Below are 18,522 nucleotides of genomic sequence, written 5' to 3'. Positions count from 1 at the left end.
TGTATGGATAAGGTTAAATTACTCATCCCAGTTGCTGCTGTGACATTGGTTTGTTCCTGTGGCGATGACGAACCATCTGCAACGGGACCGAAGTTCCCAGATTATACGCCTAAATTCGGTACTGTTTTCGATGAACGCGATGGCAAGACATATAGGACCACGGTTATAAATGGCCTTGAATGGATGGCGGAAAATTTGAACTATGCTGTCGATAGCAGTTTTTGCTACAATGATGAACCCGCTTATTGCGAAAAATATGGGCGTCTCTACAGATGGGAATCGGCCATGGCTTTGGATACGACCGCAGTTAATGTTCGTCAATGGACGGAAGGGAAAAAATATCAGGGTGTATGTCCGCAGGGGTGGCACTTGCCGACAAAAGATGAATGGAATTCTTTAATACTATTTGCACTTGCGTGGATGCGTGCCGATGATTTGGCTTTTTTGGAAGAAATTGGTTATATAAAATGGTATTATCTGAAATCAAAAGATGGGTGGATTAATACTAGCCCAGAGAATGATTACAATGGGGGGTATTCGCGGGACTATGCAAATTACCGGATGTCTGAAATAACGAAAAATGGCTCTGATACATTAGGTTTTTCCTTGTTGCCTTCGGGCTGGCGTAATGACTATCAAAAATACGTCAAGGAAGGCCGTTGTGCCGCTTTTTGGACAAGTGATGAACGAGAAATTTTAGGTGGTGTGGCTGATAACTATTTTGCCATTATCGCCAATTATTTTTGCTATGAATACCATGATTTTGAAAGTGTTGGGAAAGAAGCCAGAGTATCTGTTCGTTGTGTAAAGGACTAAAAAAGGAATTTTATGAAAAAAACAATTAAAATTATTGGGCTTGGAATTGTGATGGTGGTTACTCAATCTTTCGCCTTGGACTTGAGTACCGTATTTGAAAATCAGGCGAAATCCGCTTTCCCGGACACGTGTGAAATGCAGATTAGAACTACGGTCATATTGCCAAATCAAAAGTCGCTGTCTGTTGACATGTCTGTGATTAATGCGGGTAGCGATAAATCTGTAACGACAATTAATTCAAGTCTTATTCAGATGAAGACGATTCAAAATGGAACGCGAATGAAAGTTGTTGATTTAAAATCAGGAAAGACTCTGCCTGCCCAAAATATTAAGCAACAGAATCCTGCTGACATAAATAAAAAGATGGGGTCTCCAGAAGATTACAAGAATCCTGTTAAGGCCGGTTCGCTTTGGAAGATTGTCCCTAAGGATGCCTCAAAACCAACTCTTTATTACTCCGCCACAAAAAAGCGGGTGATGAAGATGGTGCTTCAAGTTAATGGTGCTAATGCTGAAACCTCTTTTGAATATTGCGATAATACATGCAAGCTCCCTGGAACGCTCAAGAAGGTTGAGACAAATACCTCTCTTGCAGATGGAAATACAACTAAAGTTGTGTTGGATATTCTTGAAGCCGAACGACGAAAGGTGTTGCCACCCAAAATGTTCGATATAGAATAAAAGTGGGGCTCCATATGGAGCCTTTTTTGCATTGAAAGCATTCGCGTTAGGGATAGTGACCCCTTGGGGCCGAGACTGTGGGCTCGTTTTTATGAGGTTGGGCGGGAACGGAGTGAACCGTGCGACCCATAAAATATAGCCCGACCCGTGCGGAGCGCGGGGAACGCCCAAATGGTAGGCGACGTTCTCCAGATTTACAAGAAGGAACAGCCCGCTGGCGTTATCGTGCAGTTCGGTGGCCAGACTCCGCTGAACATCGCCCGCGCTCTCAGCGACGAAGGCGTGAAGATTCTCGGTACCAGCATCGATTCCATCGACATCGCTGAAGACCGCGACCTGTTCCGCAAGATGATGGACCAACTGGAAATCCCGATGCCGGAAAGCGGCATGGCTACCAACATCGACGAAGCCCTCGCTTGCGTCAAGCAGATCGGTGGCTACCCGGTGATGATCCGCCTCAGCTTCGTGCTTGGCGGCCGCGGCATGGAAGTCATCTACGACGAAAACATGCTCCGCGAATACGTTGCCAAGGCTGTTGGCGTTACCCCGGATCGCCCGCTCCTCATTGGACTATGGCGTGATTTAATAAGAGGGTAAATCATGCTGTCATATTCATTGTTAAATGATTGCCAAACCGAGCGTCGCAAAAACATGTTTACATGTTTTTATGACCGAGGTGCAGAATCAAAATGACATAGTCATTTCATTCTCAACCAGAGGAAAAAACAATGTCTAGAGTCCATTACAATGAAGAAATGAAGTTGCAGACCATAAAACTCGTCCTGAAAGGTGAAAAGTCTGCGACGAAACTTGCGAAGGAAATCGGCGTCACGGCCAATACCGTATGCAGATGGGTCCAGGATTACAGAAAGAAGAATAATCTGCCTTCATACGAAGAAGAACGCCGACTCAAGAAAGTCTCCATTGAAGAACTTGCGACAAAGAACCGTGAACTGGAACGGAAACTAAAACAAAGAGAAAAGGAACTTGCCGAGGAACGGGAAACCGTAGAAATCCTAAAAAAAATCTATGAGCCGAATATCGCGGCGATTGCAAGCTAGCTTGCAAATCGACATGATTGAGGCGATTGGATTTCTGGAAATCCCTGCACATCTTTGACGCCTACGGCGTCAGCGGCTGCACTCGGTCATATATACGAAACTTGAAACTTTAGTTTCGTAGCTGAGTTATCCTCTTTGGGGAACATTATGCAAGCATAATTTTGCGACACTCGCTTGGCTCGCTCTTATGCGACCACACGACTGAAATGCGAGGCTGTCTACAAGTTACGTCAGGAGCATTCGGTGAAGAAGATGTGCAAAGCGCTAGGAATACCCCAGTGTTCCTATTACCAGTGGTCAAAGCAGGAAACCAAGAGAAATCAACGGAGGCAACGGGAAGCCGACCTTGTACAAACTGTACGCGATGTGTTCGAGGAACACCATCGAGTCTATGGTTGTACGAAACTTCTAAAGGTCTTGAATGAAAGAGTCGTTCAAATCAATGAGTACAAACTCCGGCGCATAATGCGAGAAAACGGCCTATACTCTGTTGCCATCAAGAAGTTTAAGCCTTACAAACCGGGCAAGAGCGACGGGATGTTTGCGGAAAATCGTTTGCAACGTAATTTTGCGCCTTTCGGTCTTAACCAGTTTTGGTGTGGCGATATCACGTATATCCGCACGAATCTCGGGTGGGTATATCTGGCCGTGGTTCTGGACCTGTTTAACAGGGAGGTTATCGGCTATTCCATCAGCAAGAACATTGACACGGAGCTTGTGAAAAACGCTCTCGGAAATGCCGTGGCGAACCGCGGCACGCATGAGAACCTAGTTTTCCATTCGGATCGAGGCTCGCAGTACAGTAGCCGAGGATATCGCAACATGCTTGATAGTCTTGGCATAGTGCCGTCCATGAGTGCTCCGGGCTGTCCGTACGATAACGCGGCGATGGAAAGTTTTTTTGCGAGCTTGAAGAAGGAACAAGTCCACCATAGATCCTATGCCGATATTGATGAGGTCAGGGAGGACCTGTTCAAGTACATCGAACTGTTCTACAATCGCAAACGCCTGCACAGCAGTCTGGGCTATTTGACTCCAGTAGCTTACCGATTGCAGAAACTTATTGCATAAACTTCAACAATCGATACGAAAAGAGAGTATATTTAAACCATCAAATTAATGAATATGGCTTGCGAAAAGCCCTCTATTAAAAAATCTACAAGTCCATTTTAGTTCTGAATTATGAAGAAAGCCTGTGGAAATTTTTCCGCAGGCTTTTTGTAGAAATAAGAAAAGACCAACTTTAAAAGCTGGTCTTTTCTAATCCGAGAAGTGTCGCGGCGCCATTGGTACCGCAAACAACGATTATTCTTCTTCTGCGGGCTTCTTGGAGAGCTGCTTTCTCTTGATGGGATCCAGCTCGGTCTTGCGGAGGCGCAGAACTTCCGGAGTGACTTCGATGCATTCGTCTTCGTTAATGAAGGTAACGCATTCTTCCAGAGTCAGACGGCGATACGGAGTCAGCTGGATCATATCATCAGCAGACTTGGAACGCATATTGGTCAGGTGCTTACCCTTGGTGACGTTCACGGTGATATCCACATCACGGTTGTGTTCGCCAACGATCATACCCGGATAAACTTCAGCGCCCGGTCCGATGATGAGGTAGCCGCGGTCTTCCAGGTTAGAAAGAGCGTAGCTAGCGGCTTCACCCGGTTCCTTAGCAATGAGCACGCCGTTGATACGAGCCGGGATTTCTCCCTTGTACGGTTCGTAGCCCTTGAAGATGGACTGGCTGATGGCGTAACCCTTGGAGAGGGACAGGAGTCTGGGACGGATACCGATAAGGCCGCGAGAAGGAACGTTGAATTCCAAGGTGACGCGATCGTTTTCATCGGTGGTCATGTTGGTCATTTCGCCCTTACGCTGCTGGATTTCCTGAATGCAGGCGCCGCTAAATTCGTTAGGTACTTCGACCTTGAATTCTTCGACCGGTTCCAGGAGCTTGCCGTTTTCGTCGTTCTTGAAAATCACCTGGGGAGAACCGATGGTGAATTCATAGAGTTCACGACGCATATTTTCCACCAGAATGGTCAGATGGAGAATGCCGCGGCCAGAAACCTTGAAGTTGGAAGCGCCGTCAGCCTTTTCCACCAGGAGGGCGGGGTCAGCCATGTGTGCGCGTTCCAGACGTTCCTGGAGCTGGTTACCAGTCATGAACTTTCCACCGTACTTACCTGCCAAGGGGGAGGTGTTCACGGTGAACATCATGGAGATGGTGGGCGGGTCAATGTGGATACGAGGCAGTTCCACAGGATTCTTCGGATCGGACAGGGTGTCGCCGATGTCGAAGTTGTCGAAACCTGCCAGAAGAACAATGTCGCCCGGACCGGCTTCTTCAACCGGCTGGGGAGAAAGACCGTCGTAGCGGAGAACCTTCTGGAGACGGACGTTCTTGAACTTGCCGTCGACAGTGGACTGTGCAACAGTCAGACCCGGCTTGAACAGACCGTTCTGGACGCGGCCCACTGCCAAGCGACCGAGGAAGCCGGAGTATTCCAGAGAGGTAATCTGCATGAGGGGGTCGGCATTCGGATCGCCCTTGGGAGCCGGAATGCGTTCGATAATCTTGTCCATGAGGATGGAGAAATCGCCATCCGGATCTTCCATTTCTGCCTTGCAGATACCGCGACGGCCGGAACCGAACACCTTGTCGAAGTCCAGCTGTTCTTCAGTTGCGTCAAGTTCGCAGAACAGGTCGAAAACCTTGTCCAGAGCGCCATGGGGATTGCAACCGTCACGGTCGATCTTGTTCACGACGACGATAGGAATAAGGCCCATCTGAAGAGCCTTCTGGGTTACGAAACGGGTCTGGGCCATAGGACCTTCGAAAGCGTCCACCACCAAAATCACACCGTCAACGGTACCAAGAACGCGTTCCACCTGGCCACCGAAGTCGGCATGCCCCGGGGTATCCACGATGTTCACGCGGTAGCCCTTGTACATCACGTTGGTGTTCTTGGAAAGGATGGTAATGCCGCGTTCGCGTTCCAGGTTGTCGGAGTCCATCACGCGTTCGTTGACTTCTTCACCTTCGTGGAAGGTTCCGCACTGCTTGAGGAGCTGGTCCACCAGGGTAGTTTTACCGTGGTCAACGTGGGCGATGATGGCGACGTTTCTGATTTTAGATTGATCCATAGGGCCTTCTTATATATAGAAAGGTTTATTTTTGGGCGCAAATTTAGAAAAATAGCACAATCATGGCAAGTTAGCTTTGAGTGTGGAACTGTGAGCATTGCGCAAAAAACACCCTTACAGGCCTCATAATTCATAGCTCATAGCTCGTAACTCATGGCTCATAGCTCGTAACTCATGGCTTTTTTACTATATTTGGGCTACTATGGCAAAGAATAAAGATCTTGATAATTTTGATGACGACGAAATGGACGAGGCCGCCCTCGAAAAGTTCGAGTCCGAAGAAGAATCCTCTGCCCCGGTTGTCCGTGACTACAGCGACCGTTGCATTTTGGTGTGGGAAGAAGACGATGCTCGCCGTGAGGCCTGCCTCGAAGTGCTGACCGATCTTCTGGTTGGCGCTACGATTAAGGCTGTCAAGACTGAGGCCGAAGCCCAGGAACAGCTTGAAAACGACGACTGGGATACCTTTGTGGTTGACTTCTATACCGATGGCGTTTCTAGCAGCGAATTCATCAAGAATGCAAATAACTATCCGGGCTCTATCCTGGTAGCTATCAACATGGCACCCCTGACTCTTGCTGAAGAACGTGAACCTGCCCGTACAGAACTGCTCCGCAGACTGTTTGACGTGGAACGCGCTAACACTCAGATTAGAGCTTAATTCGCCTAATCGGCTGCAAATTTTAAAACGACCGCTTTCTGGAGCGGCCGTTTTTTTTCGTTAGAGGATTCCCGGTGTGGGTGTGGCCAGCTTCCAGGCGGTTGAATCCTGACGGTTTTTCCACTGCTCCAGGTTCAGTTGGGAGGAGGCGCCATTTTTGCCCGAGGGAACTGCGGGTACTACATTAGGGTGTAGCGAGTCTGGTTCCGAGGCGTAGTAAAGCGAATCCAGCGTAATGTCGTCGCACTTGAGGATGACGAACCCTTTGGAATTTCCCATGTCGTTCCAGCCGTCGGTCCCGATGTGGAGGGCGGGTGTATTTTGGCTGTTGGGGTTTCCCAGAACGAGGATCTCGTTAGGCGGAATCTCGCTGACGGTGAGGGGGATGAACTTGGTGGAACTGGAGCTGGTGAGCCCGATGGCGCAGTCGTCAAGAATCAGGGTGTCCAGGCTGCCGTTGTAGATTTCTACAAATTCGTATTGGGTAGTGTCCTTATTGTCGGGGGCGGCCATCACTTCGGTAATCAGGAGTTCGTTGGCCCTGGGCTTGCGGTATCCTGCTGGCAGGGGGAGTGTCAATTCCACGTTCTTTTCTGGTGCGAGGTTCACCATCAGCGAAACCTGGCTCCTGAGCGAATTTAATGTCAGATTTGGAACGGGGCTGTCTTCCGTCAAAAGGAACTTGTCTTTCAGCTTGTAGATGCCCTTTCCATCTTCGCCGAACAGTGTGATTTCCACATCGTAGTTGGCCCCCAGTTTCAACATTCCGCTCTTGAAAATACCGGCGGTTGCCGTCTGGGTCATGGGGATGGTATAACTGTCCTTGTCGGATGTAAGGGTCATGGTTCCCCGGGTAACTCCCGCACTGTTGTTCAGACCCAACGGAACCTCGATGTAGACAAAGCCTACGATGGCGTGCATCTGGATGCTCAGGTTTACGGCAGCGCCTGCAGAAAGCTTGGCTTCCAGTTCTCCCATCTGCAGCAGGTCTCCGTTGGCATAAATCTTTGCCTTGAAACTCCAGTGGTCGCTGGGAAACAGGTCCAGGCTGAAGTCGGGATTTCCTGGGGCATGAATCAAATGGAGCGTGTCCGGGCCGAGGCAGTCAAGAACAAGACTGTCTACCAGAGGGGTTTCGGTATAGGAAAACCTCAGGGAAACGCTGGTCTTTTCGACGTCAACAGACGAAAGCTGGTTGTTGGTGGAGTCTGTCCCGCAGTTCCAGAAAAATGCGGCGCAGAACAAGATGGCGGCCAAGAAACACTTGGTCGAGATGCGGTTAAGAATCGGACTCATAAAACCTCCTGTTTTGAAGTGGTCCACTTCTTAACACGAGTTTTTGATCCAGAAAATCGCCTTTGACACCGTAAAAAGATTTTTACTTTCGGAAGTCTGCGAAATCTTAAAGCTTAAGGGGCTTTTGGCCGTTTTGTTGCCTGTTCCCTTGGAGTTTTGTGGCGCAGGCTTTATCTTGCCGAAGAATTTTAACCAGGGCGCTGGGACTGAGGTTGAATGCGGCTGCTGCGGTCTTGGTATCTCCCCCCTTGGCGGCCATAATATCAAATACATGAGCTACGAAAAGGGGAAATAACGCATTGGAGGTCTGGATGTGACCGTTGCTGCCGGGAAAAGGAATTTCCGGGCTTGCTGGTGTTTCTCGAACTTGCAGGGCTAGGGCCATCTGCATACGGTGCAATGCATGGATCTTATTTTCGTGAGCGCTCCTACCTTCGCAGGATTTGATTTCTAAATTGAATTCACGAAGAGTTAAAAGGACTCCTGTGTTGGTCTTGTTGCGGTGCTGGCCGCCGGGACCGCTGCCTTGATACCCCTTGAGGGTGCAGGCTCGAAGGAGTTCATCCAAGGTCATTTTTAGGTAGGTGTCGCGATGCATGTACTGAAAAATAAAATAGTTTTGGCCGCTGTTGCCGGAATTCTCATGTTTTTTGCTGGCTGTGCTGGTTCCTCTAGCTCGTTAAGCGAATCTGCTGCCGTTAAGGATGCAAAGGCTCAGAATCGCGAAATTGATAAGCAGGCCGCCCTGGAAGCCATGTTCCAGAAGTTCCTTGCCGCCATTCGCGTCGATACTCCTGCAGACACCTTGCTGGAAATGCTGACCGATCCTTCGGAAAACTGGTTGGATGAACTGGAACGTCATGCCATGTCCTACACCGAGGCGGAACTGGATACCTGCCAGTTTTACGAAATTTATTCCATTCTCCTTTACCGTCTATACGAACGTGAACACCTGTGGGAAGTTTCCGAAGATCGCATGCTGTGGCTCTACCTTTCTAAGGCGGGGATGTTCCAGCGCTTTACCAGCCTGAAACTTGGGCCCATGAAGGTGAAAAATGACCGCGGCAGCATTGGTCTTGCCAATAGCCCCGAGGTTCCCATTATGCTGTTTGAATGGGATGATAACGACTGGAAGTTAGACCTGGTGGAAACGGTTCCCCTGATTACCAAGGGCGTTGAAGCTACCGCCGTGAAGAAGAACTGGACTGACAAGAAATTGGCCCTGTACTGGCTGGATAGGGAATACCATCTGCAGTATAGCCGACTGGATGAATCCCTGTTCAATCCTATTGGATTCTAACGCTTTTCGTTGGTTTTATAATGAGTAAAAGCTTTGTTCGTGTGCTTGGCCTCTGTCTGTTAGCGGTATCCTTGTGCGTATCAGCCCCGGCCTCCCAAAAATCAACTAAGACCGGCTATACTTCGGGTTCCGCAAAAATTCTTGGTGCCGTAGATTCCCGCCGACCCTTTAGTGGCGACCGTCTGTTTGCGACGCTGGATTCTGTTGGCGGTACGGGCACGTGGATGGAATGGGATGTGAACGGCGTAAAGGATCCGTCCCTGATGGAAGTGCTGAATCCTATGCTCAAGGCTGAAAATAAGCCGGAAATGGTTTGGGTACTTACGGAACGTCAACTTCCCTTGCTGGCTGTACTCCTGCAGAAAGGTGCTGGTGAAGTGCTGATGTTTTATGAACTAAAAAAGCTGGATGCAAAGCCCGAAAAATTGACGATCAATCCTGTACTTTCTAACTCCGTGGTGTTTAGAGATTATAAACAAGTTTCTGAAAATGAATTTGTTCATATAGATAAGCCTGACTTGAAAATCAAGACCATGAGCAATGGATTCCGCTTTACTTATGAAAAACGCGTAGATTCTCCGCTAACCTTGGATCCGACTTATTCGACCAAGACTTTTGTGGAGAAAAAGGCGATGCTTAGGGATTATGAGGATTACTTCAAGTATGAGTATTCCCTGATGCTTCGTGCTTTTGTCCAGTCTGTTCGAGGCGTGTTCAATTGGCAGCCCTGGCATTGGTATATGCAGGAATGGAATGCTAACTATAAAATGCCGTCAGAGGAACTGGATGCCATTCTCAGTAGCGGTGTGATGCCTCCTTTCTTTACGCTTTTTAAGGCCAAGACGGCTCGAGGCGAAGTGGTTGAATTTAGGACCAATGGAAACGGCTATTCCGAATTGCTGGTGACTAATCCCTAGGTGCATTTTTCTATTTTGAAAACGTGAAGTTTTCAATATCAAATTTTGTTCTTGCGGCGCTGTTGGCGGTGCCTGCATTTGCCTCGAAAGTGGTGGAGGATTCCCAAAATCGCTTTGTGATGGATGATGAAGTCGCAAATACGGCTGTGCTGGATTGCGATGGTTCCAAGGGTGGTTTTTTCCGACCGGAAAATGCCACTTATTTCGATGGAAACGGTGTTCCGTTTAGAACGTATAGCATTGCCTTGCCGACGAAGGAATTGCCTCAGGTTTTCATATCTGATGAGCGTCTGCTTGAATTGGGCAAGCCTGTCTGTGCTGATCCGGAAAGAATGGAGCCGGTGTCGTTTGGCTTTGGTCCGATTCAGATGTCTGAAGCGGTTCAGCGAGATGGCCTCTGGCTTACGGATATCCGGGTGCCTCTTTACGTGAAAAGAGGAAACTCTGTTGCACTTCGCAAGAACTTTAGACTGAACGTCAAGTTTAACGGACGGGCTGCAGGTGTGAAGCCTGGTCTGAGAGGACTTGCCCGTGCACTGAACGTGAACGGGGCTTCGCGCTTTGGCGCGAACCAGAAGGCTTTGCAGAAAAGCCTTCGCAAGTCCGCCTCTAGCGATTACTCCGACGTTGAATTCCTGGCACAGTTCTTTGTAGGCGATAAAAAGCTTGGCTCGTTCTCTGAAGATGGCCTGTATGCTGTAGAGTATAGAAGTGTTCGTGCGGCAATGGTTTCCGCTCAACGAGAAGACGATCTCGTGGGCATACCTGTAGATAAGATTTGCCTATATGGTTCGTCTCAGGATACCCTTGCGGCAATTGGTCCTGGCGCGGCGGAACGCAATCCCAATCAAATTTTTGAAATCCCCATTGAGGTTAGAGACCATTCTCCTTCTAGTTCCAAGGCTGACGGAACTTTTGGCGAGGGAGACTCCATTGTATTTGTTGGATACGGAAACGGCTTCTGGAAACGTTGTGACCGCGAAAATCCGTCGTTTAAAAACGGCGAGATGGACTACTTCCATTCCTATTCTCCCTATTCCTTTGACCAGGGATTCCTTCTTGGAAAGAAATATACGGGTAAGGGCAAGCGACTCTCGGACTTGGTTGAATCCCCTGCGGGAAAGGGCCGAGATGTGGAGTGGATGCGCTATGTACATGCCGAAGAAGATGCCTTGCTTAGGGATACTTATTACGGAAAGGACCTGAACTGGGAATCCGCTTCAGGTAAGGAATGGTTCTGGCATTGGCACTCGAGGTTTGATTCCACGCGGATTTCTGCTGCGGAGTTAAAAACGGATGAAACGTATACGTTGCCTGGCCTTGTGGAAGGCGGCAGGCAGTATGTTGCCGTAACGTACATGCCCCGCCGTTCTGTAAGTCATTCTTCTGCAGAAAAAGCAAATGACCAGAAAAAAGACATCTATATGTCTAGCCGTAGTTATGCAGAAAGAATGGATTCCATCTTTTTTGCCGTAGAGGTGAACGGAACTAGAGTCCGCCGTGAGGCGACGACTTTGATGCCGGGGGGTAACTTTAGGATCGATGGCGTCGAACTTAAGAAGACTGGCAATTCCATTGCCCTGGATATGCTCCCGGGCGGCACACAGTATGATCGTTTTAACGGATACAGTTTTGCCTACCAGTGGAAGCCTGTTGTCGATTCTGCGGAATGGCTTTTGCCGGGAAATGTTTCGGGTGTGATCAACGTTCCGGTTCCGTCTGGTACGCAGGTCATGAAGTTTAAGAATCTTCAGCCTGTCGGCTATTTGCGTTCATCCAACGGTGTTGCCAAGGATAGCGTGGCCAGCGAGGATGATGTTCGCTATCTTGCCGTTCGTTCGGATGCGTTTAGAGAGGACTTGAGGGTTGCTGGTTTTTCTAGACCCAATAGCGGTGTCCTTAAGGATTTGACTCGCCCTAATTCAAAGTTGGAGTATTTGATCATTGCTCCTCCTGACTTTATTAATGAAGCTGTTGCCTTGGCTGAGTTTAGGGCCGGCGGTTTTGCTGTAAGTTCTATTGCCACCTCTGTAGTAAATCTTGAAGACATTTACAGAACGTACACGGCAGGGCGCCTTTCTCCGGTTGCAATTAGAAACTACCTGTCTTACGTTTACTCTGTATGCCCCGATTTCCGTTATGTCCTTTTGGTCGGCTCGGGAACTTTCGATTACCGCGGCATGAACAGCCGACTGACGCCAAATCATTTCCCGACCTACCAGGATGAAGACTATGTGTCCGAGGATTTTTATGGCGTACTGGATTCGGGTGAAGTGATTCGCTTTGGACCTTATGAGCTGGATGTTGCCGTTGGGCGAATTCCTGCCCAGTCTCCGTCTGCGTTTGCTAACTATGTTCGCAAGGCGAAAGATCATGAAATGCTGAAAACGTTTGACAATTCCAGTTGGCGTTCTGTCATTTTGTTGGCTGCAGATGATGCCTGGAATAATGGCGGTGTCGATAATATCCCTCATACCACTTTTCAGGAAAATACGGCTAAAACAATCAGTGATCGTTCTGAAGAAAAGAATATTCGCTGGGATATGAAGAAAATTTACCTGGTGGATTATGAACGGGATGCTTCTGGACAGAAAAAACTCGCTGCCGAAAACTTTATCAGTATTTTGAACCAGGGAGCCCTGATTACCACGTACTATGGACATGGTTCGAAGACAGACTGGGCTGTAGAAGGTTTGATGAAGCCCAGCTATGTTAAGAAACTTTCTAATAAGGGACGATATACCATATTGGCTTCGTTCTCCTGTACGGTTGGCCGTTTTGATGAAGGAACTGTTCCGTCACTTTCAGAAGAAATGTTAATGGCTAATGGCGCAGGTTCTATTGTTTCCATTGGTGCGACTAGAGAAACTTTTGCCTCGGAGAATAAAACCTTCGGATTGAATTTCATGAGCTTTGCCTTGACCTCTGATTCCGTCCGTCGCATTGGTGATGCTTACGTAGGTTCCAAACGTTATTCCACTTTATCTGGAAACCAGCGTTATAATGAAGGACGCTATGTATTGTTAGGCGAACCGGTCATTGGTCTGCCGATTTCTGAATATAAAGTGAAACTAGATAAACCTCTGGAACAGATTAAGGCGCTTGACAAATTGACTTTGTCTGGAACTGTAGATGGTCTTGATGATGGATATATCGTGTTGAACTTGAAAGAAGGCCGTTCGTACAAAACGGTTGATTTGCAAAATTCGATGAACGAAGAATTGGAAGTGTTCTTGAATGGTCCTCTGATTTATTCTGAAGAAGTGGCTGTGAAGAATGGACGGTTCTCTACAGAATTTGTCACCCCGCGTAAAATGTCCTTTGGTGATTCCCTGGCGGAATTTACAACGTGGGCGTATTCAAAGAAATCCGCTGCTGTTGGCCGCTCCCTAATTGGACATTTGAGAATCGCAGGAATATCCAACTATGCAGATTCCTTGAAGGATACTGTTCCCCCCACAATCAAGATTCAGTCTTGTATATCGGGGGCAATGGCAACCTACTTTGTTGACGGACAAAACGTAAAGCTTCAGGCTCCTGCATGCTTGCAAGTTGAAGTGGAAGATTCTACGGCCCTCGATTTTAGGGAACAGGCTGATGAGGGAATTTCCTTTGAAGTCGAAGGTGTTCAGGATCCGTTCCATCCAAGCCCTTATCTTGAACAGAATTCCAAATATGCTAAGGTCCGTATGAACTTTAGTACGGAACAATATCCTGCGGGATCCTACTTGTTTAAAGTGAGGGCCCTGGATGTTGTTGGAAATGCTGCTACGAAAACGTTGGTGGTCGAAATTACTGACGAGATGGAGACGGGCCTGGCCGATGTTTTCAATGCTCCGAACCCCATGGGTAAAAAGGGAACGACTTTCTACTTTAAGAATTTCGCTGATTCCAGAGTAAACATTTTCATCTACAATCAGAATGGCCGTCTGGTGAAGGTTTTGAAGGATGCCGTATCGGGTGTGACCCGCTGGGATGGCCGCGATGATCGTAACCGCCTTCTTGCTAATGGGCTGTATCACTATGTGGTACGTTGCGAAGTTCCTGCGTCGGAAGGTGTGAAAAAGAAAACTTGGACTAAAAAACAGAAACTATTGATTTCGAGGTAATTATGGATTTGAGAGAAAAACCGGGTAAGATTCAGTCTTTTTTGGAGATCATGCTGCGTATACGCCTGATTTCCATTGTGGCTATCGTTGTTGCTTCCATCAGCTTTATGGCCTCCAGCTGGCAGGGCATTGCCTCCTTGCCCTTGGGAGCGTCTGAAGCGCTGGGAATGTGGATGGCCGAGGTGGAAGGTGTTGCAGGGGTCTGGGCTAATGCTCAGTATCTGAGCGTGGCTGCCATTGCCGCCGTTGTACTGTTCGCTATTTTTGGAAGCGTTCGCGGTGCGGTTGCGTCTGCCGTTTCTTTTGGCTTGGCATTTGGCGCTCTCTACATCTTGGGCGGTAATGAAAACATGCCTGTCATGATGTTTGGCGCTTTGGCGATTGTTTCGCTGGTGGCTCTTGTTGTGGTGAAGGTCCCCTTTGCCTGTGGACTTTTCCCCTTTGTCTTGGCCTGGATTTTCTGGAGCGGACTTTGTGCCGTTCTGCCGGCTAGCCTGGAACCCACCTGGCTTGTGTGGGCTGTGCTTTCTGCTCTTGGATTTGCCAGTGCGATGTCCTTGTCTGCTGTGGCGGGCAAGCATCTGTCTGCCGGTGTGCCTGCTGCGGGTGCTTTGGTAAAGGCTGCGAAGCAGATGTTTGTCCCGGTGCTTGCGGCATCCTTGCTAGCTGTGTGCGCCGTGGCTTTTGACATGCCTGCCGCTAACGCTGTGGATGCCGCCCAGGCGTCCGATGCTGCTGCAAATGCCGCCGATGCCGCCAAGACTTCTAATTTGAATTACTGGGGCGCAGCCCTTTACTTCTTCGTTTTCAATTTGTGGTTCTTCGTTCTGCAGTTCCCCATTATGTCCTTTGCCCCTTGGGAACGCCTCCGCTCCGGAAGCCGCCGCGTAGAAATGAAGGACAAGAAGAAGGCTGCCGGCAAGAAAAACTCGAAGAAGAAATAGTCGATTCGAACATCTTTGTTTTGCGAAACTCCTCCGCATGGGGGAGTTTTTTATTTGCGGTGGTTGTCTCTGCTGGTTTACAGAAAATGAAAATTACAAAAATATGATAAATAGGATTGAGGGGGTTGAAGGTTGCCTTAGGAGGCTCTTTAATAGGAAATTTTTGTTTGAATTACAAATTGTGTAAATAATTTTATTTGGGTAATTCATAAAGTGTAAGCCTTTTTGGGGGAACGTCGGGGCGGTAAAATCTAACAGATAAAAAAAAGAAGATGCGTTCAAACCCTTATAGAATAAGGGATTGAGACGGTTTCGTCTATTTTTTTTGCCAACTGAAAATCTGAGTTGGCATGGTCTTTGCGTATGGGTGGCGGAAACAAAAATAAACTCAACACAAGGATGAAATCATGAAGCTCGTTACAGCTTACATTCAACCCGAAAGGCTAAATAGCGTAAAGCAGTCTCTATACGAGGCTGAAATTTTCAAGATGTCAGTCACCAACGTTCTGGGCTGCGGTCAGCAGAAGGGACACACTCAGGTGTATCGTGGCGTTGAAACCGAAGTGAACCTGCTTAAGAAGATTTGTATTCGTATCGCCGTAAACGATGAATTCGTTCAGCCCTGCATCGATGCAATCATTGCTGGCGCCCGTTCTGGTAACATCGGCGATGGCAAAATTTTTGTGACGAACCTTGAACAATGTATCCGTATCCGTACCGGTGAAACTGGCCCGGAAGCTATTGGCTAATAAGGAGGTATAAAAATGGCTGATACACTTTCTACTATCGTCGATACCGCCGCTGCTGTAGCTGATACCGTTTCTAGCGCCGCCGCTGCTGTTGTTGAATCTGTTGCCGAAGCTGCTGCTCCTGTGGCTGCCGCCGTGGAAGCCGCTGCCGCTCCCGCTGCAGAAGCTGCTCCCTCTGTAGGTGAAGCAATCTTCATGACCGAAAATATCTGGATCATGATTTCCGCAATGCTGGTGTTCATCATGGGCCTTGGCTTTGCTTGCGTTGAATCCGGTCTTTGCCGTGCAAAGAGCGCTTCCAACATCTGCTTTAAGAACGTGGCTGTTCCCGCTATCGGTATTTCCGTGTACGCATTGCTGGGCTTTGGCTTGATGTATCCGGGTGAATTTAACGGTTGGCTTGGCTTTGCAGGCTTCGGCATTGGCGACTGGATGAATCCCGCCAACTTCACTGCCGCTTATAACGGTCACTTCTCCCTGTTCACTGACTGGCTGTTCCAGGCTATGTTTGCCGCTACCGCCGCAACCATCGTTTCCGGTGCCGTTGCTGAACGTATCAAACTTTCCTCCTTCCTGGTGTTCACCTTCTTCTACGTAGCATTCGTCTACCCGGTAGTTGGTTCCTGGGTTTGGGGTGGTGGCTGGCTCTCCAACTTCGCTGCATTCGGTGCAGAAGGCTTCCACGACCTGGCTGGTTCTGAACTGGTTCACTCCGTTGGTGGCTGGGGCGCTCTCGCTGGCGTAATCATTCTCGGACCCCGTATCGGCAAGTATGTGAACGGCAAGGCTCATGCAATTCCCGCTCACAACGTTCCGCTGGCAACTATCGGTGTGTTTATCCTGTGGTTCGGCTGGTGGGGATTCAACGGCGGTTCCGCTCTCTCCGGCAACCCCTTCGATACCTCTCTGATTCTTGTGACTACTAACTTGGCTGCTGTGGCTGGCATCATTACCGCAACTGCAACTTCCTGGATTATCGCAAAGAAGCCCGATGCCACCATGGCTCTCAACGGATGCTTGGCTGGTCTGGTTGCAATCACCGCTCCTGCTGATACCGTTTCCCCGCTCAGTGCCTGGATCATTGGTGCAATCGGTGGTGTGATCGTAGTCCTGGCTGTGTACTTCTTCGAAAAGCTCCGCTTGGACGACCCGGTTGGTGCTCTCTCCGTTCACCTGGTCAACGGTATCTGGGGTACCCTTGCAGTTGGTATCTTCGATTACACCGGCCGCTTCAACTTCTCCACCCAGCTTCTCGGTGTCGTTGCTTACGCAATCCCCTGCTTCCTCTCTGCTTGCCTGATCTTCATCGTGATCAAGAAGACTATGGGCCTCCGCGTTAGCGAAAAGGAAGAACTCCGCGGTCTCGATCTTGCAGAACACGGACAGGAATCTTATGGTGGCTTCCAGATCTTCAGCAACATGTAAGATCAGGAAAACCGCCTGGACTTTCGCGGCAAACGTCGCAATAAGTTAAAGCCATAATAAAAACAAGGACCTCGTACCGAATGGTACGGGGTTTCTTTTTCTTCTGTATCATATAAGGTAAGATTTGTTTCATATATGGAATAAAATTTTTAAATGATTGATGAAATTTGGTAAAATTAAAGAAAAACTAATATTTTGTATCATTTTCTGTTGACTTTTTGAAAAAACCTAGTTATATTGAACATGCAAGAGAGGAAATATGAAACCGATTACTGAGTATCAAGATTATCGCTGCTACATGCAGGATTTTTACGAGGAACGGAAGCGAAAGTCCGCTTTTACCTGGCGCGAGTTTTCCAGGATGGCTGATTTTTCGTCACCTTCTTATTTGAAGTTGGTGTGTGATGGTAAAACTTCTCTGAGTCGGGTGGGTGTGCCCAAGGTGGCTGCCGCTATGGGACTGGCTGGTTTTGAGTTGACCTACTTTGAAAAGATGGTTGAGTTTGGAAATGCCAAAATAGACGCCAAGAAAAAGGCTTGTTTCGAAGAGATGACTAAGATTGCCAAGGAACAGAAGGCGCGTGTCATAGACTCTGACACCTTTGCCTATTATGAATCTGCGGTCAACACCATCGTTCGCGAATTGGCTCCTCTGATGCCCGGTGCCTTGCCTCTGGAAATGGCGCGAAAGATAAAGCACACTTTTACGGCTCAGCAGGTCAGGGATTCGCTCGGTCTGTTGACGAAGGCGAATTTACTTCAGGAAACGGGTGTCAATGAATACCGTCAGACGGATCGTGTCATTTCGGGTTCTACGGAAGCGATTCCCTTGGCGTTACGTTCCCTGAATCGCGAGATGATTGATTTTGCGAGGGAAGCTATTGAAAATGTGGATCCTCGAGAAAGGAATATTTCTGGTATAACTATGGGGGTAGATGCCAAAACATTCGAACGCATCAATAAGGAGGTTGATGAATTTCGCAGACGGATTATGGCGATCGCCAGTGAATGCGAGAATATCGATCAGGTCTATCGTTTGAATTTGCAATTTTTCCCGTTGACGGAAAAAATTTAGGGAGAACAATATGAAAAAGAGAAATGGCCTTTTCGCAATTTTTTTGACGGCGATGCTATGCGCCTGCGGATCCGAAGGCGTGGCTGGTGTTGACGAACAAGGTAATTCTATTGCCGATGACCCGACTGGAGGAAATCAAAATTCCAGTTCCAGCGAAGTTATCGAAAGTTCTGGCTCCGGTATGGGTTATTCTAGCAACGATAACGGATCTTCGGATCCGGGTTTTGATCCGGGCTTTGATCCCAACATCCCACAGGGGAACATTCATATAATTGAGTTCTCTGGAGCATCTTTAGATAGCGTGTACAACTACATTCTCTTGCCCCGCGAACTTTATGATATGGCTCCTG

The 18,522-nt window shown here is 48.3% G+C and carries 15 protein-coding genes and 2 pseudogenes; 14 read left to right on the top strand and 3 right to left on the bottom strand.

The genetic code is table 11. The features are described from left to right. Positions 1–3: 3 nt before the first annotated feature. The 5 genes and pseudogenes from MMG03_RS13800 to MMG03_RS13780 all read left to right on the top strand — a co-directional run bounded on the left by MMG03_RS13800 (position 4) and on the right by MMG03_RS13780 (position 3,629). Positions 4–816, top strand: a complete 813-nt coding sequence (locus tag MMG03_RS13800) for an FISUMP domain-containing protein (protein WP_073286703.1) — start codon at positions 4–6, stop codon at positions 814–816. A gap of 12 nt (positions 817–828) precedes the next feature. After that, positions 829–1,497 carry a hypothetical protein gene (locus tag MMG03_RS13795; RefSeq protein ID WP_073286701.1) on the top strand — a complete coding sequence of 223 codons (669 nt, stop codon included), beginning with the start codon at positions 829–831 and terminating at the stop codon, positions 1,495–1,497. Between the two features lie 174 nt (positions 1,498–1,671). Continuing rightward, positions 1,672–2,064, top strand: a pseudogene (locus MMG03_RS13790) (carbamoyl phosphate synthase large subunit); the annotation flags it as partial. Positions 2,065–2,225: 161 nt separating this feature from the next. Continuing rightward, on the top strand, positions 2,226–2,558 hold the full coding sequence (locus MMG03_RS13785; protein ID WP_249506539.1) for a transposase: 333 nt from the start codon (positions 2,226–2,228) through the stop codon (positions 2,556–2,558). 174 nt (positions 2,559–2,732) lie between these two features. Next, positions 2,733–3,629 (top strand): IS3 family transposase, encoded by an 897-nt coding sequence (locus MMG03_RS13780; RefSeq protein WP_249506538.1) that lies wholly within the window; start codon positions 2,733–2,735, stop codon positions 3,627–3,629. Positions 3,630–3,863: 234 nt separating this feature from the next. Here MMG03_RS13780 and typA read toward each other — a convergent pair whose 3' ends face one another. Further along, on the bottom strand, positions 3,864–5,696 hold the full coding sequence (gene typA, locus MMG03_RS13775) for a translational GTPase TypA (RefSeq protein WP_249506537.1): 1,833 nt from the start codon (positions 5,694–5,696) through the stop codon (positions 3,864–3,866). A 202-nt stretch (positions 5,697–5,898) separates the two neighbouring features. Here typA and MMG03_RS13770 point away from each other — a divergent pair, with 202 nt between their 5' ends. Next, positions 5,899–6,357, top strand: coding sequence for a hypothetical protein (locus MMG03_RS13770; protein ID WP_073156469.1), 459 nt, complete (start codon positions 5,899–5,901; stop codon positions 6,355–6,357). A gap of 60 nt (positions 6,358–6,417) precedes the next feature. Here MMG03_RS13770 and MMG03_RS13765 read toward each other — a convergent pair whose 3' ends face one another. Next, a complete protein-coding gene (locus MMG03_RS13765; RefSeq protein WP_073286696.1) occupies positions 6,418–7,653 on the bottom strand; it encodes a lamin tail domain-containing protein in 1,236 nt (411 codons plus the stop codon). Between the two features lie 106 nt (positions 7,654–7,759). Next, positions 7,760–8,251 (bottom strand): peptide chain release factor-like protein, encoded by a 492-nt coding sequence (locus tag MMG03_RS13760; RefSeq protein ID WP_088666627.1) that lies wholly within the window; start codon positions 8,249–8,251, stop codon positions 7,760–7,762. A gap of 45 nt (positions 8,252–8,296) precedes the next feature. On the opposite strand from MMG03_RS13760, the gene MMG03_RS13755 reads away from it, so the two are divergent. The 8 genes and pseudogenes from MMG03_RS13755 to MMG03_RS13720 all read left to right on the top strand — a co-directional run. Continuing rightward, positions 8,297–8,953, top strand: a complete 657-nt coding sequence (locus MMG03_RS13755) for a hypothetical protein (protein ID WP_249506536.1) — start codon at positions 8,297–8,299, stop codon at positions 8,951–8,953. 20 nt (positions 8,954–8,973) lie between these two features. Continuing rightward, positions 8,974–9,870, top strand: coding sequence for a hypothetical protein (locus MMG03_RS13750; RefSeq protein ID WP_146741858.1), 897 nt, complete (start codon positions 8,974–8,976; stop codon positions 9,868–9,870). Between the two features lie 23 nt (positions 9,871–9,893). Next, complete coding sequence (locus MMG03_RS13745; protein ID WP_249506535.1) at positions 9,894–13,979, top strand: C25 family cysteine peptidase; 4,086 nt, start codon at positions 9,894–9,896, stop codon at positions 13,977–13,979. A gap of 2 nt (positions 13,980–13,981) precedes the next feature. Continuing rightward, entirely contained in the window at positions 13,982–14,923 is a 942-nt protein-coding gene (locus tag MMG03_RS13740) for a hypothetical protein (protein ID WP_073156487.1), read from the top strand. A gap of 407 nt (positions 14,924–15,330) precedes the next feature. Then, on the top strand, positions 15,331–15,672 hold the full coding sequence (locus tag MMG03_RS13735; RefSeq protein ID WP_073156489.1) for a P-II family nitrogen regulator: 342 nt from the start codon (positions 15,331–15,333) through the stop codon (positions 15,670–15,672). A 15-nt stretch (positions 15,673–15,687) separates the two neighbouring features. Further along, positions 15,688–17,097, top strand: a complete 1,410-nt coding sequence (locus MMG03_RS13730) for an ammonium transporter (RefSeq protein ID WP_249269445.1) — start codon at positions 15,688–15,690, stop codon at positions 17,095–17,097. 259 nt (positions 17,098–17,356) lie between these two features. Further along, positions 17,357–18,172, top strand: coding sequence for a TIGR02147 family protein (locus tag MMG03_RS13725; protein ID WP_073233901.1), 816 nt, complete (start codon positions 17,357–17,359; stop codon positions 18,170–18,172). Positions 18,173–18,182: 10 nt separating this feature from the next. Next, positions 18,183–18,522, top strand: a pseudogene (locus MMG03_RS13720) (hypothetical protein); the annotation flags it as partial.

This window comes from Fibrobacter sp. HC4 (assembly GCF_023373925.1).
In the GTDB taxonomy this organism is placed as follows: Bacteria; Fibrobacterota; Fibrobacteria; order Fibrobacterales; family Fibrobacteraceae; genus Fibrobacter.
Note: the sequence above shows the minus strand (reverse complement) of the source record. Positions and strands in the feature narration are given on the sequence as shown.